At 67.2% G+C, this 25,582-nt stretch carries 22 protein-coding genes, 3 tRNA genes and 2 pseudogenes; 10 read left to right on the top strand and 17 right to left on the bottom strand.

All coding sequences use genetic code 11. The features are described from left to right. The first annotated feature begins 11 nt into the window (after positions 1 to 11). Positions 12 to 686 (top strand): haloacid dehalogenase type II, encoded by a 675-nt coding sequence (locus DFQ14_RS01485; protein WP_114451190.1) that lies wholly within the window; start codon positions 12 to 14, stop codon positions 684 to 686. A gap of 555 nt (positions 687 to 1,241) precedes the next feature. Here DFQ14_RS01485 and DFQ14_RS01490 read toward each other — a convergent pair. Continuing rightward, positions 1,242 to 1,676 carry a VOC family protein gene (locus DFQ14_RS01490; RefSeq protein WP_114451191.1) on the bottom strand — a complete coding sequence of 145 codons (435 nt, stop codon included), beginning with the start codon at positions 1,674 to 1,676 and terminating at the stop codon, positions 1,242 to 1,244. A gap of 281 nt (positions 1,677 to 1,957) precedes the next feature. Between DFQ14_RS01490 and DFQ14_RS01495 the strand changes: the two genes are divergently transcribed. Next, positions 1,958 to 2,338 (top strand): VOC family protein, encoded by a 381-nt coding sequence (locus tag DFQ14_RS01495; RefSeq protein ID WP_114451192.1) that lies wholly within the window; start codon positions 1,958 to 1,960, stop codon positions 2,336 to 2,338. A gap of 52 nt (positions 2,339 to 2,390) precedes the next feature. On the opposite strand, the pseudogene DFQ14_RS01500 reads toward DFQ14_RS01495, so the two are convergent. Beyond that, positions 2,391 to 2,621 (bottom strand): annotated as a pseudogene (locus DFQ14_RS01500) (transposase); the annotation flags it as partial. Beyond that, entirely contained in the window at positions 2,522 to 3,088 is a 567-nt protein-coding gene (locus tag DFQ14_RS22525; RefSeq protein WP_338072556.1) for a GNAT family N-acetyltransferase, read from the bottom strand. The gene DFQ14_RS22525 and the pseudogene DFQ14_RS01500, both read right to left, overlap by 100 nt. Here DFQ14_RS22525 and DFQ14_RS01510 point away from each other — a divergent pair. Together DFQ14_RS01510 and DFQ14_RS01515 are read left to right on the top strand one after the other, a co-directional pair. Then, positions 2,975 to 3,790: a DUF899 domain-containing protein gene (locus DFQ14_RS01510; protein ID WP_114451194.1), complete on the top strand. Its 816-nt coding sequence runs from the start codon at positions 2,975 to 2,977 to the stop codon at positions 3,788 to 3,790. The two genes, DFQ14_RS22525 and DFQ14_RS01510, sit on opposite strands and share 114 nt — an antisense overlap. 381 nt (positions 3,791 to 4,171) lie before the next feature. Next, positions 4,172 to 4,933 carry a metallophosphoesterase family protein gene (locus tag DFQ14_RS01515; RefSeq protein ID WP_114451195.1) on the top strand — a complete coding sequence of 254 codons (762 nt, stop codon included), beginning with the start codon at positions 4,172 to 4,174 and terminating at the stop codon, positions 4,931 to 4,933. A 486-nt stretch (positions 4,934 to 5,419) separates the two neighbouring features. On the opposite strand, the gene DFQ14_RS01520 is transcribed toward DFQ14_RS01515, so the two are convergent. The 3 genes from DFQ14_RS01520 to DFQ14_RS01530 form a co-directional block, all read right to left on the bottom strand. Beyond that, positions 5,420 to 6,583: a GtrA domain-containing protein gene (locus DFQ14_RS01520; protein ID WP_179951458.1), complete on the bottom strand. Its 1,164-nt coding sequence runs from the start codon at positions 6,581 to 6,583 to the stop codon at positions 5,420 to 5,422. 391 nt (positions 6,584 to 6,974) lie between these two features. Continuing rightward, entirely contained in the window at positions 6,975 to 7,538 is a 564-nt protein-coding gene (locus DFQ14_RS01525; RefSeq protein WP_114451196.1) for a dihydrofolate reductase family protein, read from the bottom strand. 165 nt (positions 7,539 to 7,703) lie between these two features. Continuing rightward, positions 7,704 to 8,285, bottom strand: a complete 582-nt coding sequence (locus DFQ14_RS01530) for a TetR/AcrR family transcriptional regulator (RefSeq protein WP_114451197.1) — start codon at positions 8,283 to 8,285, stop codon at positions 7,704 to 7,706. A gap of 68 nt (positions 8,286 to 8,353) precedes the next feature. Here DFQ14_RS01530 and DFQ14_RS01535 point away from each other — a divergent pair, with 68 nt between their 5' ends. Beyond that, positions 8,354 to 9,625, top strand: coding sequence for a flavin monoamine oxidase family protein (locus tag DFQ14_RS01535; protein ID WP_114451198.1), 1,272 nt, complete (start codon positions 8,354 to 8,356; stop codon positions 9,623 to 9,625). 304 nt (positions 9,626 to 9,929) lie between these two features. On the opposite strand, the pseudogene DFQ14_RS01540 reads toward DFQ14_RS01535, so the two are convergent. The 6 genes and pseudogenes from DFQ14_RS01540 to DFQ14_RS01565 all read right to left on the bottom strand — a co-directional run. Further along, positions 9,930 to 10,295, bottom strand: a pseudogene (locus tag DFQ14_RS01540) (formylglycine-generating enzyme family protein); the annotation flags it as partial. Between the two features lie 163 nt (positions 10,296 to 10,458). Further along, positions 10,459 to 10,532, bottom strand: a tRNA-Phe gene (locus tag DFQ14_RS01545). Positions 10,533 to 10,561: 29 nt separating this feature from the next. Further along, positions 10,562 to 10,638: transfer RNA gene (locus tag DFQ14_RS01550), tRNA-Asp, on the bottom strand. A gap of 15 nt (positions 10,639 to 10,653) precedes the next feature. Continuing rightward, positions 10,654 to 10,726: transfer RNA gene (locus tag DFQ14_RS01555), tRNA-Glu, on the bottom strand. A gap of 373 nt (positions 10,727 to 11,099) precedes the next feature. Next, positions 11,100 to 11,732, bottom strand: coding sequence for a ScbR family autoregulator-binding transcription factor (locus DFQ14_RS01560; RefSeq protein WP_114451523.1), 633 nt, complete (start codon positions 11,730 to 11,732; stop codon positions 11,100 to 11,102). 314 nt (positions 11,733 to 12,046) lie between these two features. Then, positions 12,047 to 12,286: a hypothetical protein gene (locus DFQ14_RS01565; protein WP_114451199.1), complete on the bottom strand. Its 240-nt coding sequence runs from the start codon at positions 12,284 to 12,286 to the stop codon at positions 12,047 to 12,049. Between the two features lie 557 nt (positions 12,287 to 12,843). On the opposite strand from DFQ14_RS01565, the gene DFQ14_RS01570 reads away from it, so the two are divergent. Beyond that, complete coding sequence (locus DFQ14_RS01570; protein ID WP_114451524.1) at positions 12,844 to 13,323, top strand: hypothetical protein; 480 nt, start codon at positions 12,844 to 12,846, stop codon at positions 13,321 to 13,323. 118 nt (positions 13,324 to 13,441) lie between these two features. Here the strand turns inward: DFQ14_RS01570 and DFQ14_RS01575 are convergent, their stop codons facing one another. From DFQ14_RS01575 to DFQ14_RS01585, 3 genes are all read right to left on the bottom strand, one after another. Further along, positions 13,442 to 14,602, bottom strand: a complete 1,161-nt coding sequence (locus DFQ14_RS01575) for an acyl-CoA dehydrogenase family protein (protein ID WP_114451200.1) — start codon at positions 14,600 to 14,602, stop codon at positions 13,442 to 13,444. Between the two features lie 45 nt (positions 14,603 to 14,647). Beyond that, positions 14,648 to 16,714 carry an acetyl-CoA carboxylase biotin carboxylase subunit gene (locus DFQ14_RS01580; protein ID WP_246195737.1) on the bottom strand — a complete coding sequence of 689 codons (2,067 nt, stop codon included), beginning with the start codon at positions 16,712 to 16,714 and terminating at the stop codon, positions 14,648 to 14,650. Positions 16,715 to 16,823: 109 nt separating this feature from the next. Continuing rightward, positions 16,824 to 18,437 (bottom strand): carboxyl transferase domain-containing protein, encoded by a 1,614-nt coding sequence (locus DFQ14_RS01585; protein ID WP_114451202.1) that lies wholly within the window; start codon positions 18,435 to 18,437, stop codon positions 16,824 to 16,826. Between the two features lie 107 nt (positions 18,438 to 18,544). On the opposite strand from DFQ14_RS01585, the gene DFQ14_RS01590 reads away from it, so the two are divergent. Further along, positions 18,545 to 19,150 (top strand): SACE_7040 family transcriptional regulator, encoded by a 606-nt coding sequence (locus DFQ14_RS01590; RefSeq protein WP_114451203.1) that lies wholly within the window; start codon positions 18,545 to 18,547, stop codon positions 19,148 to 19,150. 45 nt (positions 19,151 to 19,195) lie between these two features. On the opposite strand, the gene DFQ14_RS01595 is transcribed toward DFQ14_RS01590, so the two are convergent. Next, a complete protein-coding gene (locus DFQ14_RS01595) occupies positions 19,196 to 20,011 on the bottom strand; it encodes a DUF427 domain-containing protein (protein WP_114451204.1) in 816 nt (271 codons plus the stop codon). 132 nt (positions 20,012 to 20,143) lie between these two features. Between DFQ14_RS01595 and ctaD the strand changes: the two genes are divergently transcribed. The 3 genes from ctaD (at position 20,144) to DFQ14_RS01610 (ending at position 24,362) form a co-directional block, all read left to right on the top strand. Continuing rightward, positions 20,144 to 21,904, top strand: a complete 1,761-nt coding sequence (ctaD, locus tag DFQ14_RS01600) for an aa3-type cytochrome oxidase subunit I (RefSeq protein ID WP_114451205.1) — start codon at positions 20,144 to 20,146, stop codon at positions 21,902 to 21,904. A 270-nt stretch (positions 21,905 to 22,174) separates the two neighbouring features. Then, entirely contained in the window at positions 22,175 to 23,401 is a 1,227-nt protein-coding gene (locus DFQ14_RS01605; RefSeq protein ID WP_114451206.1) for an MFS transporter, read from the top strand. A 130-nt stretch (positions 23,402 to 23,531) separates the two neighbouring features. Further along, the gene (locus DFQ14_RS01610) at positions 23,532 to 24,362 is read left to right on the top strand and encodes an aldo/keto reductase (RefSeq protein WP_114451207.1); all 831 of its coding nucleotides are present in this window, start codon (positions 23,532 to 23,534) and stop codon (positions 24,360 to 24,362) included. A 36-nt stretch (positions 24,363 to 24,398) separates the two neighbouring features. Here DFQ14_RS01610 and DFQ14_RS01615 read toward each other — a convergent pair whose 3' ends face one another. Beyond that, positions 24,399 to 25,538 carry an FAD-dependent monooxygenase gene (locus DFQ14_RS01615; protein WP_114451525.1) on the bottom strand — a complete coding sequence of 380 codons (1,140 nt, stop codon included), beginning with the start codon at positions 25,536 to 25,538 and terminating at the stop codon, positions 24,399 to 24,401. Between the last annotated feature and the right edge of the window lie 44 nt (positions 25,539 to 25,582).

Here is a 25,582-nt window from a genome sequence, read left to right on the forward strand (position 1 = left end):
AAGGAGGACCCGTGTCCACTCGTCCGCACGCCGTTGCTTTCGATGTGCTCGAAACACTGCTGAACCTGGATCCACTCCGCGCGCGGCTGGAGGAGATCGGCCAACCTGCGCAGCTGTTGCAGCCGTGGTTCATGCGCTTCCAGCGCGACTCCATGGCGCTGACCCTCAGCGGGGATTTCGGAACGTTCGAGTCGGTGGCACGGCAGGCGTTGCGCACCGACACCGGGCACACCGCCACCGAAGCAGACATCGACCATGTCCTGGAGGGGTTCGGCCAACTACCCGCACACCCCGATGCCGAGCCCGCGCTGCGTCTGCTGTCCGAAGCCGGACTGCGGGTCGGCTGCTTGACCGTCGGCAGCGCGGAGAACACGGCACGGTTCCTGGAACGAGCGGGACTGGCGCGCCACGTGGACCAGGTGGTCACCGCGGAGCAGGCAGGTATCTGGAAACCCGCCCCGTCCATCTACCGCGTGACAGCCCACGAACTCGGGACGACACCCGCACACATGGCGCTGGTCGCGGTGCACGCCTGGGACTGCCACGGAGCCAAGCGCGCGGGCTGTCTCGCTGGGTGGTGCGAGCGGCTGGAAGGCCGCTACGGCGACGTCTTCACCGCACCCGACGTGAGCGGCCCCGATCTCGTCCAGGTCGCCGAACGCCTGCTGCAGCTCCCCTCCAGCTGAGGTCCGTCCGACGCGAGAACGGCCCCCACCGGGTCCGGTGCGGGCCGTTCTCGCAGCTGAAGGAGCGTGGCCAGGGGCGGGGTCGAACCGCCGGCCTTCCGCTTCAGGCACGGATCACCCCATGCGGCTCGTTCAGATCCGCCCGTGAGCTGCACGGATGGTCACGGCCCGGTCCGGCGCCGGCCGCAGAAATCAACCTCGGTTGCTACAACCGTCGCTACACCAGCGCGACCGGCCAGGGCGTGTCCCCATATGCGCGGTGAGGCGCGCATGATCGCGGGTGAGTTCGTCGCGGTTCCGTTCGTCGTCCGATGCGCAGCAGGAGCAGATCGAGCCGTTGCTGCCGTCGCCGCTGGGCTGCGGTGCCCCGGATTCAGCGAGCCCCAGCACACCGGCTCCGTCTCATCGAACTCGGCCGTAATCCGTCGAACCGGCCGGACGACTCGCCCGTCCCGAGCGCCTGATCCAGCGATCTGCGCCACAGCGCCCTGACAGCTCGGAGATGGTTCTTCGTCCTGGCCCATGGGGACAGAACGAAGACACGTTCGCGGCCCCTCAGTCGAGACAGAACTCGTTTCCCTCGATGTCCTGCATCACGATGCACGACTCGTTGTCGTCATCGGCAGGCAGCAGCCGCACGCGTACCGCGCCGAGCGCGACCAGTCGTGCGCACTCGGCCTCGAGTGTGGCGAGGCGCTCTTCACCCACGAGCCCGGTGCCGGTCCGCACATCAAGATGCAGCCGATTCTTGACGACCTTGCCTTCGGGAACGCGCTGGAAGAACAGTCGCGGGCCCACACCCGAGGGATCCATGCAGGCGAACGCTGAACCCTGATCCTCAGGCGGCAGCGAGCGATCGAAATCGTCCCACGTAGCAAACCCATCCGGTGGCGGCGGTACGACGTACCCCAACACCTCGCACCAGAAACGAGCGACGCGCTCGGGTTCTGCGCAGTCGAAGGTGACTTGGAACTGCTTGATCGACGCCATCGGCCCACCTTAGGGGAGCGTGCTGTTCACCGGTACCCCGGATGTCATCGCCGCGCGGGTCGATGTCTCGCGTGCCATGAGTTGGTGACGCGCTGGGCCGGGCCGCATCCAGCCGTTGAATCCCGCCGGGATTCAGTGAGACTGTGCTGCCTTCGATGAGACAGGACACCGCATGGCTTACCCGATATGGGAGACACGCCCTCGGGCGTGTATCAGAAGGGCTCGTGCCGTGTGGCACCGGAGCTTGAACGGTGTGCCGGTGCCAGGGCAGGATCACTTGCATGGTCTCGGTGTTGCAGAACGTGGCGATCGACTGTGCTGATGCCTATGAGTTGGCACGGTTCTGGGGTGAGGTGACCGGTTGCCCACTGCATCCAGAGGACGAACCGGGCGACCCGGAGATTGACGTGATGCTGCCGGAGGGTCCACTGCTGCACTTCAACCAGGTGCCAGAACCGAAGACGGTCAAGAACCGGATCCACCTGTGCCTGCGCCCGAAGACCTCGCGCGAGGAGGAGGTCAAGCGGCTACTGAGCCTCGGTGCCGCCTTCGTCGCCGATCGCCGAGAACCCGACGGTACGGGCTGGGCCGTCCTCGCAGACCCTGAAGGTAACGAATTCTGCGTTCTTCGCAGCGAGTCCGATCGCGCCGCGATGTCTTGAGGCGCGGACACCAGGTCGACAGCCCTGCCGGCACTGGTCACAGCCACTCGTTGAGGACCCGCTGCCAAGTGCCGTCCCGCTGCCAGCGGCGGCAGAAGTCATACACCCGTGCCCAGGAGCCGTCCCGTTCCGGAACATCCCGCCACGGGACGCCGGTGCGAGTACGAAGCCGTATGCCGTCGATCAGCTGCCGCCGATTCCGTATCGGCGAACGGCCCGGTCCTGCACGGCAATCACGAGCCGGTCTCCGACACCTCGGCCCCGAGCCTGTGGACCGACCCACACGGATTTGAGCTCGCCGGTCCCGTGGCCACCGGGAATCCCGCCGACCATGCCTACGGGGCAATGATTCAACAGCACAACCACGTTGTACGAGTCGAGCATCTCGAAACGTGCCCGCCACTGCGCTTCGCCGCTGTCCTCCCGGTCTGCGAGCCGAGATTTGAAGCCTCTGCCGCCCCCGAGGTCGCGATGCGTGCTGCTGACTACGGCCGGCGGCCCAGGTAGGCGGCCGGCTGGGCTCGACCGAGGGTGCCCCCTGCCGCGATGAGTTCCGGCCGGGTCGCGCGTCTGTTCTGGTGACCGTCCCAGGGCGTCGTATGACGCTGCCCAGCACGAGAAACCACGGAGGACACCATGACGACCATGCCGAGTGACCCGAGCACTGCGCTGCCCGGCCGCCCGCCCGTCGTCGACCCGGCCACCTGGCAGGCCGCCCGCGACGAGCTTCTGGTCCGCGAGAAGGCCCACACCCGCGAGGGCGACGCCATCGCCGCGGCTCGCCGACGGTTGCCGATGGTGGAGCTCGACGGGACGGTCGAGGTCGTCGGACCCGACGGCCCGGTCCCGTTCCTGAACCTGTTCCAGGGCCGCGACGAGCTCGTGGTCTACAAGCACATGTGGTACGACGGCGCGCCACACCAGGGGCAGTGCGAGGGCTGCACCACCACGGCCTGGCACGTGAAGGACGCCGCCTACCTCAACGCCCGCGGCGTCTCGTTCGCCGTCCTGACCACGGGCCGTTGGGACGAGGTGGCCTCCTACGTCGAGTTCATGGGCTACGCCCAGCCCTGGTACTCGGTGCGCGACGTGGACGCACCGGTCGGCGGAGAAATGGGGCACATCACCTGCTTCCTGCGCGACGGCGACCGCGTGTTCCTCACCTACTCCACGACCGCCCGGGGCAACGAGCCGGTCAACGGGTCCCTCGGTCTGCTCGACATGACGCCCTACGGCCGCCGCGAGGCGTGGGAGGACAACCCCGAGGGTTGGCCCGACGCCCCTCAGACCGACTCGCCGGTCGGTGGGCATGGCTCGCCGATCTGCTGGTACTGGCGCACGGACGCCGACGGCGTCGCCACCTGGGGCCCGACCAGCCGCCCCGTTCCGCAGTGGACTCGCCCTGGCGCAACCCCCGTGGAGTCCCTCGGCCGGCACGGCCACCACCACTGAGACACACGCGTGACGGTGGGGATCTGCGCGCACGCCTCGCTCGACGAGCAACGGGCCGCGTCGGCGAAGCTGGAGGAGTACCTCGACTGAGCGGGGTGCTACAGCCGTTGCTACAAGAGCACCCCGCCGGACGTACCGACGGGGTGTTTTCACAGCTCCGAGCGGTGGCCAGGGGCGGGGTCGAACCGCCGACCTTCCGCTTTTCAGGCACAGAGCACCATCGGCGGCTCGTTCAGATTCGTCCGTGAGCTGCACTGATGATCTTGCCAAGGTTCTTGCTGGGTCAGGGGCGTCGGGACCAGTTGCTACAGCGGTCGCTACAGCAACGCAGTCGCGTGTGGGTGCGTGTGCTGGTGGGCAACTTCATGCACAGTTGCGGCTATGCTGAACCGAGTCGCTGTTCTCTCCGATATCCACGGCGTCCTGCCAGCTCTGGAAGCCGTGCTTGCCGAACCCGATGTAGCTGCTGCTGATCGCATCGTGCTGACTGGCGATATCGCTGCAGGACCCCAGCCAACTGAAGTCCTCGACCGGTTGATCGGACTCGGCGACTGGGTGGTGTGGCTCAACGGTAACGCCGATCGCGAGCTTGTCACGTACCGACGTGAGCGCAATACATCGATTCCCGACCCGATCGCTCCATGGGCCGCTGAACAGCTACGACAGGATCACCTCGACCTTCTTGCTGGGCTGCCGCTGTCGTGGCCCTTGTCGATAACGGGGATGGGGGAAGTGCTGTTCTGTCACGCGACCCCCCGTGACGACGAAGAGCTTGTGCTGGTCGACTCCCGGCTCGGTCGATGGTCGGAGGTCTTCGAGGATCTTGATCCGGACATTCGAACCGTGGTTTGCGGCCACACACACATGCCCTTCGTTCGCCTCGCGCACAGACGACTCGTGATCAACCCTGGAAGCGTCGGAATGCCCTACGGTCGGGCGGGAGCGCATTGGGCATTGCTCGGTCCTGGTGTCGATCTTCGCTGTACCGAGTTCGATCTTCAGTCGGCGATAGATCGCACCGCCCGGGAGTCGGCATATCCAGAGGCCGCCGCCTGGGCGAACGACTTTCTACGCGCCACCGCTTCCGATGCAGAAGCGCTGGAGGTCTTCGGGCCACGCGACGGACGAGCGCAAGAGCCGTAAGACACCGCTGGCAGTCGACGCGCACTCGCCTCCATCCCGCTGTCCTTGCCGCTTCACTGGCGGGGTTATCGGAGTCAACCTGGAACCGCCACCTACGCAACCGGCACCGGCTGCCCGCTGGTTCCGGGTTGACGCCGATGTTCCCGGCTTTGATGATGCGACGACAGCAGGATGGACGGCCTTACCAGGGCGAACCCGGCCGGTTGGTCGCGTTGTGCGCAACTTTGTTCCGCTTCACGTCCGATCCCGCGCGCGTGCTCCTTCCGCGTGCCAAGCCGGGCTCGACCGACCGGCGCAGAGCGGAGCTTGCCGGAACGGCGCGCCAGGTCGCCCGGCTCTTGGCCGCGTCCGCCCCGCCTCGCGGGGCGGCTTGAAGACGTACAGAAAGTTCTCACAGCCCGGTACCGAGGTGCCTGGAAGAGGATCCCCTACCGTAAGCGGACGTTTGCTGCTGGAGGGAACCGTCGGTGGAGTAAGAGTAACCGGTTATGTTTCCGCGGAACCGCCACGGCCTTCTTGCCGTTCACGTCGGGTCTGTGTGTTGTGCAGGGCCTGGCGGCGTTCGCGTTCGCGGTAGCTGAAGGCGGCTTCGCGGATCGAGTTTTCACTTTCGAAGCCGGAGCCGACGGCACCGGCAACAGTGGCCGCCGCGGTGACCAGCAGCATGACGACGGCATAGTCACCGAATCCGAGACCGGGCCCGACGTATTGGCCGAACACCTCAGGGGTGAGGACAACACCGGCCGCGATCAGGTTGACGACGTAGAGCGCCCCGTACATGCACCCCACTCCGATGACCAGGGTCAGTACCGTGGAAGCGTTGAACAACACCGCCTGCTCGCGTTCGTGTGTGGGTCGGCCCATGGTCTGCTCCCACAGCCGGTGATAGGCGATGAGCCAAGCGACCATGACAGCCACCGACCCGAGCGCCGCGGCCAACAGGCGCAGTGGCTCCATCGTGCTGGCCAGTCGCCAGACCGACGTATTGATCAAGTAGAACGCGCTGAACGCGAACGCCCCCACCAGCGGCCCGGTCAAGCCGAACACCAGCCGCCACGGACGATTGTCCCGAACCATGCCGATCAATAGCCGCACCACGCCTCGCGAGGCCAGCACGCGCACGTCGACGTCGCGTTGCTCCGGGGTGACCCGCTGGAAGCGGTTGGCCAGCCAGGGCAGTCGGCGACGCCGGTGCTCTTCGGTCCCCTCCGAGGGAGTACCCCGGCTGCGCATGTCGGCGACGAGTTGGATCACCACACCTCGCACCCGGCGGCGCAACGCCATGCCTCCGAATGCCGGTAGCGACACCACCAGGACCCTGCGCTCGTTGCTCATATCGGCCACGATGGGCTGCCGGCCGCTACGCAGCGGGAGATCCGTGATGCACGCAGCAAGATTCCACCCATACTGCCGCATCCGCTTGCCGGCGACGTCCATCATCTCGGTATGGCGGTCGTCACTGGGCGGCAACTGCTCGCGGTGCACCTCCACGCGCCACACGCAGTTGTCCTCCAACTGCTCGGACAGCAGTCCCGGCAAATCATGGGCGAGCTGCTCAGCAATCTGCGCAGGCGCGGCCACCGGATCAGCCACCACCCCCACAGTCACCGTCTCGATCGAACCGTTCCTCGCATCTTCCGGCATCGTCATCGCAGCACTCCCCACCTTCGGCGACGCCCCACGTCTACCCACCACAGCCCTATCCAACGACCCACGCAGCTCGAGCCCCGCACCATCTCCGCAAACCAACCCCCACTGAGACAGGGCTACTCAGTCGCCGCGGACGCGGGGCGAAGCTACGAGCTGGCACGTCGTTGACCAGGGACGTCTCAGTAACCTAGGTGTGCTGTCCCGGGACAGCACACCTAGCCAGTCCTGCCGAGTTGATTGCCTACTACCCATCAGACACGCGACGAAGCCTCGGATGTGACACACGGGCGACAATCACCACCCACTAAACGTCCGCAAGAGATCCGCCGATCCCCTAACGGCCACGGGATCCTTGGGTGGCCCGAGCCCGCGCCGATCCGACGTCGAGTATTCAGCGCCTGGTCTCGTACCTGGTCAGGACCACGCCGTCGGGAAACGTCCGGGTCTCCACCAGGGTCAGGTTCACCCAGTTGTCCAGGGCCGTAAAGAACGGCGTGCCGCCGCCCACCAAGACCGGCGCGGTGGCCAGCACGTACTCGTCGATCAGGCCGGCCCGCATGGCCGCCGCGGCGAGGGTGGCGCCGCCGATGTCCATGGGGCCGCCATCCTCAGTCTTGAGCCGGGTGATCTCGGTGACAGCGTCGCCGGTGACCAGGCGGGCATTCCAGTCGACCGCGCTGGTCGTCGAGGAGAACACCACCTTCGGCATGTCCTGCCAGCGGTGGGCGAACTCGATCTCCGCCGGTGTGGCGCCCGGCTGCTGGTCGGCGGTCGGCCAGTGAGAGCTCATCGTCTCCCACAGTTTGCGCCCGTACAGCGCCAGGCCCGTCGCCCCCACCCGGTCGGACCACCACTGGAACAGCTCGTCGCTCGGCACGCTCCAGCCGAGGTCGTCGCCGGGCGCGGCGATGTAGCCGTCCAGGCTCAGGTTCATGCCGAAGGTCAGTTTCCGCATAGCGTCAGCCTCCCGTGAGTCCGTATTCGGCGTACAGACCAACACGGCGCGGAAGATTCATCGGTCAGACCACACCGAGAGCCGGTTGACCACCGCGCCAAGCGGATGCTGCGTACGGAAGGGAACCCCTGCCGTACGTACGGACACCATCCTTCAGTGAGACGTTCAGGCATCTTCGATATCGGCCAACTGGGATAGCGTACGCAGCGATGCCAGGAGCTGTGTGCTGGTGGGTAGGTGGGTGGGGCCGAGCATGCGCTGAATGATCAGGCCATCAGCTACGGCGACGAGCAGTGTACTGAGCGTTTGAGAGTCGGAGCTTGTGGCGACTTGGTCAAGCACCGGCCTAAAAGCTTCGGCCACGTCGTTGCGGAATTGCTCGTAGTGGGCTGCCAGTTGCCTTCGCAGTTCGCTGCTGTGGCCTGCTTGCGCGAGTGCATCGAAGAACGCGGTCACGAGCGACTCGTGCTGACCGACTGTTGTGATGAGCTCTTCGAGGGCTGCCCGCAGGCCGCCACCCTGGCCCACGTGACGACGAAGCAGCGCGCCGAGCGCGTCGATCCACTCTCGGATGTTGTGCGTAATCGCCTCGTTGATCAGGGCTTCTTTGGAGCCGAAGTGGTAACCGATCGCGCCGAGGTTGGTTCCCGAGACCTCAACGAGATCGCGGGCGCTGATGTTGGCGTAGCCGCGTTCCTGCAAGCACTGGATGGCCGCCTGCAGCAGGGCGTCCCGGTTTGTGGCCATCGAGTTATGGTTTCCCTTCTTGGCGTCCTGGTACGTTCGTCTGAGACGATCGTACCAGGAGGTGCGCAATGACGGAGGTAGTGGACACGGTGATTGTGGGTGCGGGCTTGGCTGGGCTGAGTGCGGCACACACCCTCACGACGAACGGTCAGACGGTGCGGGTGCTCGAGGTGGAACCCGAGGTGGGCGGCCGCACCCGTACAGGGCAGCTGGCAGACGGAGTGCTGACCGAGTTCGGCGGCGAATGGGTCGGTCCGCAACATCGGCACATGCAGCGCTTGGTGAATGAGCTCGGGCTGCACCTACAGCCCGCGAAGCAGTTGGGGCATCCGATCTTGTGGCGTGGTGCGCGGCGCAACTTGATCCGGCGGATTCCGGCGCTATCCATGCCCGAGCAGTGGGCCCTGCTGCGGGCGTGCTGGCGACTGAACCAGCTTGCGAGAACCGTGGATCCGGTGCAGCCATGGCTGTCGGCCGAGGCCGACGCGCTGGATTCGCATGCCTTCGCAGCATGGTTACGCGCCCAGGGTGTGGACGGGGACGGATTGAGGTACTTGTCCATCGTGGTCGGCGCGCTCATGTCTGCCGACATTGAACACGTCTCCTTGCTACATGTGCTGTGGTGGTTCGCACGAGGTCGGGGCCTATTGCGCACATTGCACACCACGTTCGCCTACACCGTGGTCGAAGGTGCACAGAGCATCACTGCCCGTCTGGCGGAGCAACTGGGCGACAGAGTCACGCTCAACACTGCGGTTCGCCGCATCTCCGATGCCGATCAAGTACACGTCGAGACTATCGAGGGAGTCGCCATCCAAGCACGGCATACCGTGGTCACTGCACCAGTCGGCGCCCTGGCACACCTCGACTTCGACCCACCGCTGCCTGAAACGCTAGCCGCCCTCGACGAACTCCGAGGCCAGCCCGGCACCAAGGTCACCGGCCTGCTGCCGCACGAGCACCATGTACGGCACCGGGCCGCAATCGGCGGCACCACTGTGGCCGCAGCCTGGCGCGCCAACCGCCGCATCACAGGCTTCGCCGCACCCGACTACGCCGAAGCCGACGAGGCCATCCTGACCGCTGACCTCGCCGCGCTGTTCCATATCACTCCGGAGAACCTGCGAGCCCGCACCGTGTACCGGTGGAGCGAGCACCCCCATATCCCCGCTTGCGATATCGGATTCTCTCCTGGGCAACTCCGCCGCCACGGCCCTCATCTCACTCGATCCCACGGACACATCCACTTCGCTGGAGCAGAACGCAGCAGCTGGCCCAACAACATGGAAGGCGCCGTGGAAAGCGGCATCAACGCAGCACGCACCATCCTCAGCGGCTAAAGTCCGCGAAGGAACCCCAACTGGATGCGACTCCTCCTGAGGCCGAGTATGTGGTGTCCATGACCTGCGATGTCTCAGTAACCCCGTACGGTGAAATTCTCACTGAGCGGGGGCTAACCGTACGCTCGCGCCCCCCACTGTTACAGCTCTTGTTGAAGACGTCAGCATGCCGCATCCACTCGGGGACAGCGGGGACACCTGCGGGGACAGGGTGCCCCCGCAGGTGATGTCCATTTGAGCAGGTCAGAACAGGTTTGTGGACTCCGGGGACAGCGGGGACAGCGGGGGCAGCGGGGGCAGGGCTTCAACGTTTGAGCAGCGTTTCCAGCGCGTCAGCCGAGACGGCACAACGGAACCCCGTGTCGTCATCACACATGGTCGCCGCCGCGTCGTTGAACGAGGACGGGGTCGCTCGGTTGAACGGGCTCGTCCAAGCGCCACCCTTCAGCTCGTACCTACCTGGCTTCGACTCCGTCGAGCACCACTCCCAAACGTTGCCGCAGAGGTCGTACACCCCGTACGGGCTGACGCCACTCTGGTACCGGTCGCCGGGAGTGGTGGCACCGACTCCGTTCTCTCGGACGTTGCACTTCGCGGGTGTGGGCTGGCCACCCCAGGGATAGACGTTCCCTCTGGTGCCGCGGGCGGTCTTCTCCCATTGCTGTGCAGATCGGCGGTTCACTGTTCACGGTCTCGTTCCCGCTGCTCACGTAGTGGCTGGCGAGACGGCTGCAACAGTGGTGAAAGGTTCGCACTGAGACGAACTGAGACTGCCCCGATACAAAACGGCCCCCGCCGTCTCCGGCAGGGGCCGTTCTTGCAGCTCTGAGCGGTGGCCAGGGGCGGGGTCGAACCGCCGACCTTCCGCTTTTCAGGCGGACGCTCGTACCAACTGAGCTACCTGGCCGTTCGCGCCCGGCTCGTGGCCGATCGCTCTGGCGACCCAGACGGGACTCGAACCCGCGACCTCCGCCGTGACAGGGCGGCGCGCTAACCAACTGCGCCACTGGGCCATGTGTTGTTGTGCGTACCCCCAACGGGATTCGAACCCGCGTTACCGCCTTGAAAGGGCGGCGTCCTAGGCCTCTAGACGATGGGGGCTTGGCCGATCAGCCAACCGACCCGGCCTTGCCTCCAACCGGCTTTCCCTTTTCGGGGGCGCCCCGTTGGGAGCGATTAAAAGCTTACGTCATGCCTTCAGCGGCACCCAAACGGGGGGGTCCTCAAGGCCGCGTACGACCTTCGCAGCACCCTCCCGCCCGGGCGTTCAGGCGCTCCGCAACACGATCATACCGCCCTGAACAGGACTTTCAAAGCCTCTGCAGGCCTCGGCCAAGCAACCGAGGGCCCTCCGCCGGCACCCGCATCCGGGGCCGGCGGAGGCACGAGACCCCACAGAACGGGAACTGTGACACCCGACACGGCATTCGGCCGTCCGGTCACCCCCACGGCTCGTTCACCCGATCGAGCCGAGTCAGGGCAGGTGCACCGTACGTAGGAACCGATTGCTCCGCAGCCACTCCGCGGTGGCGATCCCCTGCAGGATGACCTGCCAGACCTCCGCGGCTCGCGCGCCCACCCCAGGCCCGGGGGACACATCGGCACCGACCACTCGGACACCGACCATGGCCGCATGGATCACCCGGGCGACCTCGACGGGATTCACCCCCGCCCGGAGCAGGCCGTGTTCGGCGGAGCGCTGCAGAAGCTCGGTGAGCACCTGTTCCCACTCCGCCGCGGCTCGATGGGCCGCCAGGTTACGTCCGATGCGGTGCCGTGCCAGCCTGGTCCCGGCTCGGATCACCACGTCGTTCTCCAACAGGCGGCTGGCCTCGTCGGCCATCCCGACCGCGATGGACAGCGGATCGAGCCTGCGCCGGAGCCAGCGCTGCCGCAGGCGAGGCCAATGCCGACCCTGGAGCCGAACGAGCGTGACCGCCAGCGCCTCCTTCGAGGAGAAGTGGAAGTAGAAGGCGCCCTTGGTGGCACCGCTGCGGCGCAGGATCGCGCTCAGCGGTGTGCCGTCATAGCCGGCGTCTTCGAACTCCTCGGCAGCAGCCACGACGATGGCACGACGAGTGGCTTGCGCCCGGCGCTGCTGAGGCATGTGCACGGCTCCGACAGGTGACATGCGGACGGCGCCCCGCCCGGTGCCACGAGCACCGCGCACGAGCCACACCGCCCCACGGACAGATGATCATCTCCGTCGCGGAAGTTACCGTGCAGCGCTCGTGTTCGGCTATCCGATGATCATCCCGACGACCGCCCCTGCACACGTTCTCCCTGGTGAAGCACTTCCACAGGAGACCTCATGCACACGAAAAAAGACCGGGCGGTATGTTTTCGATGATCCCGTTGCGGCGGGCTCGGCCCTCCCTCGAGACGCTCCACGGGGGGTGTGCGTCTCGGGGGAGAGCCACTTCAGCGCGCGACCGGCGGTTCTCCGTCCTCGTCCGGCGTCAGACCGAGCATGTCGAGCAGCAGTTTGCAGTCCTCGGCGTTGTCCGCACTGCGCGCGACCGCCAGCCGTGCGCGATGCACCTGCTCCGGTGAAACCCGGCCGGGCTCGCCGGCCCGTGGCGCAGGAACACCACCCGAGGACCGCATGGACTCTTCTTCCTGCTGTCCCAGGAACTTTCGTACGTCGAGCGACCCGTACATGGCGCCTCCCCGGCTCGAATGTGGCCGCAGGTTATCCACCCTCCCCCAGGACCCAAAGCCCCCTGGAGAGTGATTTGATCCAACGCAGAGTAATCACAGGCACGTCCTTGATCCGCTGCACGAGCCATAAGCGGCCATTCCGTGCCTACAACTCGACCGAGACGCACTGTGATGTTCATCACTATACATGCCGTGGATCCGTGTCTCGGAGCAACTGTACCGGCACGGTGCGTGGTCACGAGCACGGCCGTCCCGGCCGACCGGGGCAGCTCATCCCCGCCCGCAGGCAGCGGTGCGGCCATCGCGGGCAAGTCTCCGGCGAGTCCGCAGCGTCGAATCCCGTCTCGCGTGCTCTCCACAAATCCCCGTGGCAGCTGCCACAATCGAACCGCTGACATCCCCCCGGTCAGCATTGTGGAGATCCCTCCGTGCTCCCGCGCTCCCCCGGCGCGGGAGCACTCCACACCATCACCGCCGCCGCTGCCGACCTCCGGACGCACGGCGTGACGGAAACCACAGAAACTGCCGGTTCTCAATACAACCGTTATCGTGGCTGCGTGGCTCTAGGACGAACGAAGATCGGACGCCGGCAGCGGGCGGAGACGTTCGCGGACCAGCAGGAGGCGGAAACACCGGATCGTGAGCTCGAATCCTACCTCGCGGCACTCGCACCGGAGGAGGAACTCGAGACCACCGGTACCGGCCGCCGCTTCGGTTCGTCACAGGTTTACCAGCTCCGCCTGCCGCTGATGGCCAACGAACGGCTCAAGGAACTCGCGGCACAGCGGGGAACGTCACCGGACGCGTTGGCCAAGGACTGGATCATGCAGCACCTGTCCGACGAAGGCGGCCCGGTGCAGGCCCCGACGTGGCCGCAGAACGATCAGCAGGCACGCCCCTCACCGGATCAGCAGTACACGGGCGATCTCTACCCCGAACAGTCCGCCCCACAGCCGCCGGGACACGCGGCCCCGCCCCGCCCGGCCGAGGCGGACACCGAGATCACCATTCCGCACGGCCAGCACCGGTACTACTAGACCGACGATTCCGGGCCTTGATGAAGGCTGTGCTCCACAGCATTCACCAAGGCCCGGGACGTATCCCGGCCGTGCAGCTCGCCGGGCCGGTGATCCCCGCGAGGTCAGACAACCCCTGCTAGGCCGAGGGCAGCCCGAGTTCGCGGGCGATGAGCATGCGCTGCACCTCGCTGGTGCCCTCTCCGATCTCGAGAATCTTGGCATCCCGGTAGAAGCGGCCGACCGGTGTCTCGTTCATGAACCCGTACCCGCCGAAGATCTGCGTGGCATCCCGGGCGTTGTCCATGGCGGCGTTGGAGGAGGCGAGCTTGGCCGCGGCCGCCTGCTTCCGGTACGACTCACCGCGCAACATCCGCGACGCGGCGTCGTAGTAGGCCAGACGCGCGGTATGCGTGCGCAGTTCCATATCGGCGAGCTTGAACTGGATCGCCTGGTAGCCGCCGATCCTGTGGCCGAACGCTTCCCGCTCACCGGCGTAGCGTAGGCACTCGTCGACACAGCCCTGCGCGAGTCCGACACCGAGCGCGGCGATCGCCACCCGCCCTTCGGTCAGAATCGACAGGAACTGCGCGTACCCGCGCCCACGCTCGCCGAGCAGGTTCTCCGCCGGTACACGGCAATTGTCGAAGGAGAGTTCGTGGGTGTCCGAGGCGTTCCAACCGACCTTGGAATACTTCGGCGCCACGGTGAAGCCGGGAGTGCCCGCGGGAACGAGGATCGTGGAGATCTCCTTGCCGCCGTCGGGTTTCTCGCCGGTGACGGCGGTGACCGTGACGAGTGCGGTGATGTCGGTGCCCGAGTTCGTGATGAACGACTTGGAACCGTTGACGACCCACTCGTCCCCGTCGAGCACCGCCGTGGTCCGGGTCGCACCGGCGTCGGAACCGCCGCCGGGCTCGGTCAGCCCGAAGGCGCCGAGGACCTCGCCGGAGGCCAATCGCGGCAGCCACTGCCGCTTCTGCTGCTCGTTGCCGAATCGGCTGATCGGCATCACGCCGAGGGACACCCCCGCCTCGAGAGTGATGGCCACGGAGGAATCCACGCGGGCGAGTTCCTCCAGGGCCAGGCACAGCGCGAAGTAATCGCCTCCCATCCCGCCCTGCTCCTCGGCCACGGGAAGCCCGAACAGGCCCATGTTCGCCATACCGCGCACCAGCGGATACGGGAACTCCGCGCGCTCGTAGTACTCACCGATGACCGGGGCGACCTCCTTGCGGGCGAAGGCTTCCACGCTCTGGCGCAGTGCTTCGTGTTCCTCGCTGAGCCGGTGATCGACCATCTCGGACCTCCAAGCATCCGTTTCACGACCGTCTTGTGGACAGCTCTATTCCTCGGAGAGAACGGCCAGCGTCTGATCGAGACCGACCGACTGCCCCTTGGTGGCATGGACTTCGGTGACGGTGCCGTCCACGGACGCGGTGATGGTGTGCTCCATCTTCATGGCCTCGACGACGAACAGGGTCTGCCCGACCCGCACCTGCTGCCCGGGCTCGACATCGGCGACGAGCACGGTTCCGGGCATGGGGCTGGTCACGACACCGCCGGAGCCCGCTGCGGAGTCGGCGCGGTCGGCCAGCAACCGATGCTCGGTCAGGGCCCAGGCCTGCCCGTCGACGGCCAGCCAGGTGATGCCGTCGGCATGTGCGTAGCGGTAGCGCCGGGTGCGCCCGTCGACGGTGACGGTGAGGAGGTCACCGTCGGCGTGGACGCTCGCCCGGCTCGGCGGGGGTGCGGTCCCGGCGGGCTCGCTTTCGCCCTGCGTGGCCTCACGAGGCGGTGAGCACACGGACACGTCGGCATCTGCTGCGCGCCCGCGTATCCGCACTTCCCTTTCCTCGCCGGAAGCGGCGAACCGCCACACGCTCCAGGCCGGTTTCCCCATTCGCCACCCGCCGGGCACATCCCACGGATCCACCACGGGCCCGTCGGGTTCCGAGGCGAGCAGGCGTTGCAGAGCGGCGGCGATGTAGATCTCGTCCGGGGGTGTCCGGTTCGCGGCGACGAGCGATTCCAGGTCCCGCTCGACCAGCCCGGTGTCCAAGGTCCCCTCGCGCACCTCCGGGTGGCCGAGCAGGGCGCGCAGGAAGGCGATGTTGCTGCCGATCCCCAGGATCGCGGTATCGGCCAGCGCGGCATCGAGCCGACGCAGGGCCTCCGGACGATCCGTTCCCCGGCCGATGACCTTGGCCAGCATCGGGTCGTAGTCCGAGCCCACCTCGGTTCCGGCGGTCACCCCGGAGTCCACCCGCACTCCCGGGCCGGAGGGCTCGTGCACGGCCAGGAGGGTTCCTCCGGTGGGCAGGAAGTTGCGAGCGGGGTCTTCGGCGTAGACGCGAGCCTCCACCGCGTGCCCGTCGAGTGCGAGATCGTCCTGGGTGAACGGCAGCACCTCCCCGGAGGCGACCCGCACCTGCCACTCGACGAGGTCGATGCCCCGCTGCCCGCCGACCGAGGTCACGAGTTCGGTGACCGGGTGCTCCACCTGAAGCCGCGTGTTCATCTCCATGAAGAAGAACTCCTCGGGCTTCTCGGCCGAGACGATGAACTCGACGGTGCCCGCCCCGACGTAGCCGACCGAGCGTGCGGCTTCCACGGCGGCGGCGCCGATCCGGCGCCGGGTATCCCCGTCGAGCAGTGCCGAGGGGGCCTCCTCGATGATCTTCTGGTGCCTGCGCTGGAGGCTGCACTCGCGCTCGCCGAGATGCACCACGTTGCCGTGGGTGTCGGCGAGGATCTGGACCTCGATATGCCGCGGCCGTGTGACGTAGCGCTCGACGAGCAACGTGTCGTCGCCGAAGGCGGCACGTGCTTCCCGGCGGGCCGAGGTGATCTGCTCGTCCAGTGCGGAGTGATCGGCGACGGCACGCATTCCCTTGCCACCGCCACCGGCCGAGGGTTTGAGCAGGACGGGGAGACCGGCCTCGAGGGCCGCCTCGCGAACGTCCGCATCGGACATACCGGGGTCGCTGCGTCCGGGGACCAGTGGGACTCCCGCGTCCCGCACGGTCTGCTTCGCGCGGATCTTGTCGCCCATCGCGTCGATGGCCTCCGGCGACGGGCCGATGAACGCGATACCGGAGGCGGCGCAGGCGCGGGCGAACGCGGCGTTTTCCGACAGGAAGCCGTATCCGGGGTGGATCGCCTGGGCGCCCGAGCGTTGTGCGGCATCGAGGATCCGCTCGACGGACAGGTAGCTCTCGGCGGCATTGCGCGGGCCGATCCGGATGGCGGTATCGGCTTCGGTGACGTGTCGTGCGTGCGTGTCGGCATCGCTGTGGACCGCGACCGAATGGATGCCGAGCCGCCGCAGGGTTCGGATCACGCGTACCGCGATCTCACCGCGGTTGGCGACCAGCACCGTGTCCGGGCGCCGCATTGTCGACGGCTGCATCGTGGTCTCCTCGTCCTCTCACCTGTCGGTCGTGCGGTTTCGCACGGGGTGGCGGGCCGCCCCGCGAGGGCACGTCGATGTCCCGCGACAGTGCCCTCGCGCCCACTTCTCACATCCGGAAGACACCGTTGTTCACCGGCTCCAGCGGGGCGTTCGCCGAGGTCGCGAGCGCCAGGCCGAGGACGCTTCGGGTCTGCTTCGGGTCGATCACCCCGTCGTCCCACAGCCGGGCGGTCGAGTAGTACGGGTGGCCCTGGTGCTCGTACTGGTCGCGCACGGGTTGTTTGAACGCTTCCTCGTCCTCGGCCGACCAGGTCTCCCCCTTGGCCTCGTGCTGGTCGCGGCGCACGGTGGCCAGCACCGATGCCGCCTGTTCACCCCCCATCACCGAGATGCGGGCGTTGGGCCACATCCACAGGAACCGGGGCGAGTAGGCGCGGCCGCACATGGAGTAGTTGCCCGCCCCGAACGAGCCGCCGATGACGACGGTGAACTTCGGAACACGCGCGCAGGCCACGGCGGTGACCATCTTCGCGCCGTGCTTGGCGATCCCGCCGGCCTCGTAGTCCTTGCCGACCATGAAGCCCGAGATGTTCTGCAGGAACACCAGCGGGATGCTGCGCCGGTCGCAGAGTTCGATGAAGTGCGCACCCTTCTGTGCCGACTCGCCGAACAGGATGCCGTTGTTGGCCACGATCCCCACCGGATGGCCGTGGATCCGGGCGAAACCGGTGACCAGGGTCTGGCCGTAGTCCTGCTTGAACTCGGCGAACCTGCTGCCGTCGACGATGCGCGCGATCACCTCGCGCACGTCGTAGGGGGTGCGGCTGTCCGGCGGCACCACCCCGTAGAGCTGATCGGGGTCCACGGCCGGTTCCTCGACCGGTGCGACCTCCCACGGGCGTTCGGATCGCGGCCCGAAGGTGCTGACGATGGAGCGCACGATGCGCAGCGCGTCGGCGTCGTCGGTGGCGAGGTGGTCGGTGACCCCGGAGGTGCGTGCGTGCAGCTCGCCCCCGCCGAGTTCCTCGGCGCTGACCTCGGCCCCGGTCGCGGCCTTCACCAGCGGCGGCCCGCCGAGGAAGATGGTGCCCTGCTCGCGCACGATCACGGCCTCGTCGCTCATCGCCGGGACGTAGGCCCCGCCCGCGGTGCAGGAACCGAGCACGGCGGCGATCTGCGGGATGCCGCGCGCGGACATGGTGGCCTGGTTGTAGAAGATCCGCCCGAAGTGCTCGCGGTCGGGGAACACCTCGTCCTGGCGGGGCAGGAAGGCCCCTCCGGAGTCGACCAGGTAGAGGCACGGCAGGTTGTTGTGCAGGGCGACTTCCTGGGCCCGGAGGTGCTTTTTCACCGTCATCGGGTAGTAGGTGCCGCCCTTGACCGTGGCGTCGTTGGCGACGATGACGCATTCGCGCCCGTTGACCCTGCCGATTCCGGCGATGATCCCGGCCGACGGCGCTTCGTCGTCGTAGAGCCCGTGCCCGGCCAGAGTGGACAGCTCCAGGAACGGAGACCCTCGGTCGAGCAGCGCGTCCACGCGGTCACGGGGCAGCAGTTTGCCGCGCTCGACGTGGCGCTGCCGGGCCTTTTCCGGGCCACCGAGGCGAGCGCGGTCGTGCTCGGCGTCGAGGTCGTCGACGAGCTGGGCATGGTGCTCGGCGTAGCGCGCGTAGGTCTCCGAGGCCGGGTCGACGGCTGTGGACAGGACCGGCGCATCCATTCGTTTCACCGCACCTTCCGTTCCGGATTCCCCAGTTGTGTTAGTCATCGTTAACCGCAAGGGCGATGTTAACGCTGGCTAACCCACTTCGTCTAGCATGGCCCGCGATGACCGAGGAAGTCGCCGCCACGGAGCCCGGCCCGGCCGGTTCGGCGCTGTCGCGCCGCGAGCAGATCCTGCAAGCCGCGGCCGAGCTGTTCGCCCGGTACGGCTTTCACGGTGTGGGCATCGACGACATCGGAGGGGCCGTCGGTGTTTCCGGCCCCGCGCTGTACCGGCATTTCCGCAGCAAGGAAGCCATGCTCGCGGAGATGCTCACCGAGATCAGCGACAAACTGCTCCTGGGAGGACACAGCCGGGTCGATGCGGCCGCAGGACCGGATGCCGCGCTGGAGGAACTGGTGCGTTGGCACGTCGAGTTCGCCCTGACGAATCCGGCCTTGATCACCGTGCACCTGCGCGACCTCGACAGCCTCTCCGAACCGGACCAGCACCGGGTCCGGGAGTCGCAGCGCGCCTATGTCGAGGTGTGGGTCCGGGTGCTGCGCGCGGTCCGGGCCGATCTGGACGAGCACACCGCGCGAGCCGCCGCACACGCCGTGATCGGTTTGATCAACTCGACGCCCTACAGCACCCACCTGGACACCACGGCCATGTCCGCGCTCCTGCACCGGATGGCCCTGGGAGCGCTCTCCGCCGGATCGGGGACGTGAGACACGGGTCCCGCACGGCTTTCGCCTCTCGAGCGAGCACCCACCTCAGCTCACCCGCACACCGTCGACCCTGGTCTCGACCCCCTCGGCGACGAAGCAGAGATACCCGGCGATCGCCCCGGCCCCGTCGAGCGGGTCCGGATAGCTCCAGGCGGCGTCGCCGATGACGCCGCCATCGGCATCGCCCGGCGACCGGTACAGCGAGCGGTACGAGGCGGTGCCCTTGTACGGGCAGACGGTGTGGGTCGCACTGGGTCCCAGCAGCTCCGGACGCACGTCCTCGGCGGGCACGTAGTACCGATTCGGCAGGCCGGTCTCGGAAAGCACTTTCGCCCGTCTGCTCTCGGCGACGACGAGATCGTCGGCGAGGACCTGCACGAGGCGGCTGGTGCTGCGGATGTCCACCCGGTGGTACGGGTCGCGGATGTGGCCGAAGACTTCCTCGTCCTCGTCGAACCACGCGTCCATCGACGCCCAGTACACCGCCGCATAGCCGCTCAACCAGGAGGCTTCCGCGGTCGGTGCGGGGTAGCTCCACACGGCGTTCTCGGCCAGACGGTCACCGACCCGGACGGAGCAGTAGCTCGCGTCGCCCTTGAACGGGCAGTGCGTGTGGTGCGTGGTGCTTTCGAGCAGGTCGGTCCGCACATCCGTGAACGGCACGTACAACTGGGGCAGCAGGTTGCTCTCGTGCAGCAGAGTCGCGCTGTCGCTGTCGACGACGACTTCGCCGCCGAACAGCGCGCGGACCCGGCGGGGGAAATCGTGCCGGAGCAGGCGATGTGCGGGGCCGTCGATGCGGTAGTTGGCGGTCCCGGGTGGCCGGGTGGCCAGCGGTCCGCCGCCGAGCGTCAGTGCCACGAGCGCCTCCGTTGGTCGGTGCCTCTCATCGTCACCACGCACACAAGATCACTCAAGAGGCGGACACACTTTGCGCCGACACGGTGACGGCGCAAGACTGGAGCGGTCGGGTCCCGCAACGAGGGAGGCAGCATGACCACGCTCGGCACCCGTCCGACGCCGGTTCCGACGCGGGCGTCCGAGGTAGCGCACACCTCCAAGGGAGCGCGTCTGGTCGCCCTGACGCGCACGACGGACCCCAAGCAGATCGGTGCGCTCTACCTCGTCACGGCGTTCGCGTTTTTCATCATCGGCGGCGCGATGGCCCTGCTGATCCGCGGTGAGCTGGCGGTGCCGGGGATGCAGTTCCTCTCGGAGGAGCAGTACAACCAGCTGTTCACCATGCACGGCACGGTCATGCTGCTGCTGTTCGCGACGCCGATCGTGTTCGGTTTCGCCAACGTCATCCTGCCGCTGCAGATCGGCGCACCCGACGTCGCCTTCCCCCGGCTCAACGCGTTCTCGTACTGGCTGTTCCTGTTCGGCGGGCTGATCGTGATCAGCGCCTTCATCATGCCGGGAGGATCGGCCGACTTCGGATGGACCGCCTACCCGCCGCTGTCGCGCGCCCAGTACAGCGAGGGCTACGGCGGCAACCTGTGGATCACCGGGCTGCTCGTCAGCGGTCTGGGCACGATTCTCGGTGCCGTCAACATGATCACCTCGGTGGTGTGCCTGCGCGCACCGGGCATGACGATGTGGCGGATGCCGATCTTCACGTGGAACATCCTGCTGACGAGCGTGCTCATCCTCCTGGCGTTCCCGATCCTGACGGCCGCGCTGTTCGGCCTGCTGGCCGACCGGACGTTGGGGGCGCACGTGTTCGATCCCGCCAACGGCGGCGCGATCCTGTGGCAGCACCTGTTCTGGTTCTTCGGCCACCCCGAGGTCTACATCGTGGCGCTGCCGTTCTTCGGCATCATCACCGAGATCATCCCCGTGTTCAGCCGCAAGCCGCTGTTCGGCTACACCGGGATGGTGTTCGCCACGCTCGGTATCACCGGCCTGTCGGTGGTGGTGTGGGCCCACCACATGTTCGCCACCGGTGCGGTGCTGCTGCCGTTCTTCGCCTTCACCACGTTCTTGATCGCGATCCCGACCGGAATCAAGTTCTTCAACTGGACCGGCACCATGTGGCGCGGCCAGCTCACCTTCGAGTCCCCCATGCTGTGGTCCGTCGGTTTCATGGTGACCTTCCTGCTCGGCGGGCTCACCGGAATTCTGCTGGCCTCACCACCGCTGGACTTCCACGTCCACGACACCTATTTCGTGGTCGCGCACTTCCACTACGTGCTGTTCGGCACGATCGTGTTCGCGGTTTTCGCCGGGCTCTACTTCTGGTTCCCGAAGATGACCGGCCGGATGATGGACGACACCCTCGGCAAGCTGCACTTCTGGTTGACGTTCATCGGCTTTCACACCACGTTCCTCGTCCAGCACTGGCTGGGCAACGCGGGCATGCCCCGGCGCTACGCCGACTACCTGCCCACGGACAACTTCACGGCCATGAACATGGCTTCCTCGGCAGGCGCGTTCATCCTGGGCGCCTCGATGCTGCCGTTCTTGTGGAACGTGTTCAAAAGCTACCGCTACGGCGTCGTGGCCAATGTCGACGACCCGTGGGGGCACAGCAACTCCCTGGAGTGGGCCACCTCCTGCCCGCCGCCGCGGCACAACTTCACCGAGCTGCCCCGCATCCGCTCGACCCGCCCGGCTTTCGAGCTGCACTATCCGCACATGAGCGAGCGGCTGGCGGCCGAGGCGCACGTGACGGTGGGCCACACGCCGACCACGACCACCCCCAGCGGGGATCCGGGACAGGGCGGATCCGGCGAACGCGGCCCTTCGTCGTAACCGTGTTCGGCGCCGGCACCGCGTTCAGGACGAGCACGGCCGGACACCACCCCGGGCGAGGACGCTGCCCGCCCCTCGCACTGGTCCGAACGGGTCCTCTTTCGCCACGCATCGAGTGGCGCTGTTCATAACCGATACAGGAACAACCGCGTGCGGGCTACCGTTTCGATGTCAGAGGCGCGTGCCGGCGCAGCCACCGCCTCACGTGCTCCCGGGCGAGATGCGGCCCACCTTTCGAACGTCCACGGCCCCCACCGGAGGAGATACCTCTTGCCTGTTGCCCTGCTGGCACTGGCCATCGCAGCGTTCGGCATCGGTACCACCGAATTCGTGATGATGGGGCTGCTGCCCGAAGTGGCCTCCGCGTTGAACACGCCGATCTCCACGGCAAGCGGCTACATTTCCCTCTACGCGCTGGGCGTCGTCGTGGGGGCGCCGGTGCTGACCGCGGCGGGAATGCGCGTGCGCCGCAAGACCATGCTGTTGAGCATGATGGGGTTGTTCGCCGTCGGCAACGCGCTCACGGCCCTGGCTCCCACCCACGAATCACTGCTGGCCGCACGGTTTCTCGCCGGGCTGCCGCACGGGACTTTCTTCGGCATCGGCGCCGTCGTCGCCGCGAGCCTGGTCGCGCACGACAAGCGCGCTCGCGCCATCTCGCTGATGTTCGTGGGTCTCACCGTGGCCAACATCGTCGGTGTTCCGGCAGGCACCCTGCTCGGGCAGCAGCTGGGCTGGCGCTGGACGTTCGGGCTGGTGGCCGTGATCGGTCTGGTCGCCCTGGTGGCCGTGGCCGCGCTGGTACCGCAGCAACCCAAGCCCACCGAAGTCAGCTTGCGCGGCGAGCTCACGGCTTTCAAACGCCCCCAGGTGTGGCTGGCGTTCGCCGTGGTGGTTTTCGGATTCGCCGCGACCTTCTCCTTCTACAGCTACATCAAGCCGTTGCTGACCCAGGTCGCGGGATACACCCCGACGGCCACCACCGGCCTGCTGGCCCTGTTCGGTATCGGCATGACCACCGGCACGGTGATCGGCGGGCGGCTCGCCGACCGCGCGCCGATGCGCACCCTGTACGTGTTTTTGACCGCGCTGGCGGGGACACTGACGCTGTTCCTGGTCACCGCGGACAGCATGGTGCTCGCCGCGATCAACGTGTTCCTGGTCGGTGTGGCCGGCTTCGCCGCGATCCCCAGCATCCAGGCACGGATCCTCGATCAGGCCAAGGAGGCGCCCGCACTGGGCTCGGCGAGCATCCAGTCCACGTTCAACATCGCGAACTCGCTGGGTGCCTACCTCGGTGGTGCGGTCGTCGCCGCAGGCTTCGGCTTCGTGGCACCGAGCTGGACGGGTGCGATCCTGGCATTGATCGGACTCGGTTTCGCACTGCTGTCGGGGCGGCTCGATCACCGTTCCCCGCACGGATCGGAGATCGTGGCCACCCATCGGCAGGAACACGCCCCGGCACAGCAACGGACGGAACCGAGCTCGGTCGACTGAGACTCGCCCGCCCGGCTCGCCCACGCGGTGCGGCCGTGCTGTGATGGGGAGCACAGGTCGGAATCCGCGATCGACTGCGGTGGTTGATCATCGAGGCAGCTCCAGCAATACCCCTGGGAGGAACGAACACATGAGCCAGACTCCGACCGTCACGTTGAACTCCGGCGCCCGGATTCCGCAGCTCGGTTTCGGGGTTTTCCAGGTTCCGCCCGACGAGGTGTTCGAACCGGTGCGCACGGCCATCGAGGCCGGCTACCGCAGCATCGACACCGCCGCCGCGTACGGCAACGAAGAGGGCGTCGGCAGGGCCATCGCCGAATCGGGCGTGGCTCGCCAGGAGCTGTTCGTCACCACCAAGCTGTGGAACGACCAGCAGGGCTACGACGAGACCCTGCGCGCCTTCGACGCGAGTCTGAACAAGCTCGGTCTCGATTACGTGGATCTCTACCTGATCCACTGGCCCGCGCCGGGCCAGGACCTCTACATCGACACGTGGAAGGCGTTCGAGAAGCTGCACGCCGACGGCAGGGCGAAGTCGATCGGCGTGTCGAACTTCCAGATCCCGCACCTGCGCAGGGTCCTGGAGGAGACCGACGTGGTGCCCGCCGTCAATCAGATCGAGTTGCACCCGAACCTGCAGCAGCCCGACCTGCGCGCGTTCCACACCGAACACGGCATCACCACCGAGGCCTGGAGCCCGATCGGTCAGGGCAAGGGTCTGCTGGAGGACACCACGCTGACCTCCCTGGCCGACAAGTACGGCAAAACTCCGGCTCAAATCGTGCTGCGCTGGCACATGCAGTTGGGAAACGTGGCGATCCCGAAGTCGGTCACGCCGTCCCGCGTGCGGGAGAATCTCGACGTCTTCGACTTCGAAATCGCCGAGGACGACATGAAGGTCATCGCCGGCCTGGAAACCGGCACCAGGGTCGGCCCCGACCCGGACGTGTTCGGGGCGTGACAGCGACGAGCCTTGCGGGTTCCGAGCCCGCAAGGCTCACGCGATTCCGACCCGTGCCGGTGTCAGCACGTTGCTGCCCGAGCGCAGAGAGACCACCTGAGTACGGGTGGCCACCCACTTCGGGAACCGGCCGAGCCGCTGCAGCGGGGTACGACGCTGCGCGGAGGTCAGTGCGGCCTGCCGGGAGACCTTCGCGACCCTGGGTCGCCGTTCCCGCTCGTACCGGCGCAACCTCGACGTGGGAATCCCCTCCACGTCGGTGAGCAGGCTCGACAGCAGCCAGGCATCTTCCAGGGTCTGGTTGGCGGCCTGAGCCACCGCGGGCGGCATCGCGTGGACGGCGTCACCGAGCAACGTCGTGCGCGGGCCACCCCACACTCTCGGCACCTGGTGGCGAATGTGCGGGAAGAAACCCAGGTCGTTGTCGGTGACCGTGGACAGCAGAGCACCGACCGGCTCCGGCCACCCGTCGAACAGGTTGCGCAGATCGGCCACGGACAGGTCCGGGTGCCCTTCACTCCAGGGGGTGTCGAACCACCAGTGCAGCAACCCGTTTCCGGCCGGAATGAGACCGCAGTGGCCGTCACGACCTGCGATGTTGAGCGTTTGGTAACCGTGCGCGAGGGGGAGGTCGCTGTAGGTGAGGCCTTGCCAACTCGCCCAACCGGTCAGCCTCGCCGGCTCCCCGCCGAGCACCTTGCGCCGGACCACCGAGCGCTGCCCGTCGGCACCGACGAGAACGTCGCCCTCGGCCGAGGAGCCATCGGCGAAGTCCGCGACGACCCGGTCCGGGTACTCGCGCACATCGACGCAACGGCGTCCGAATCGGACCGTCCCGGCAGGAAGGGTGTCCGCCAACCGCGTGATCAGAGCGCGGCGCGGGGTTTCCACGGTCGGGGCACCGAGACGCTCGGTGACCTCGTCGAGATCGGCTTCCCACAGCAGGCGGCCGTTCCCGGTCAGTGAGCGCAAGCTGTGCAGCCGGCGGCCGATTCCCTCCAGCGAGACTCCCAGATCGCGCAGCGCGGCAGTTCCGTTGCTCCAGATCGTGACCCCGGCCCCACCTTCGCGGAGAGCGTCGGCGTGCTCGTAGACACGGACGTGATGTCCCCGGCCGAGCAATCCCTTGGCAACGGCGAGTCCTCCTATACCACCCCCGATAACCAGAACTCGCATCGTCTCCATCCATCCGGTACTGCGCACTCGCCAGGTGATTCTTC

The organism is Halopolyspora algeriensis, from assembly GCF_003337235.1.
Classification (GTDB): Bacteria; Actinomycetota; Actinomycetes; order Mycobacteriales; family Pseudonocardiaceae; genus Haloactinomyces; species Haloactinomyces algeriensis.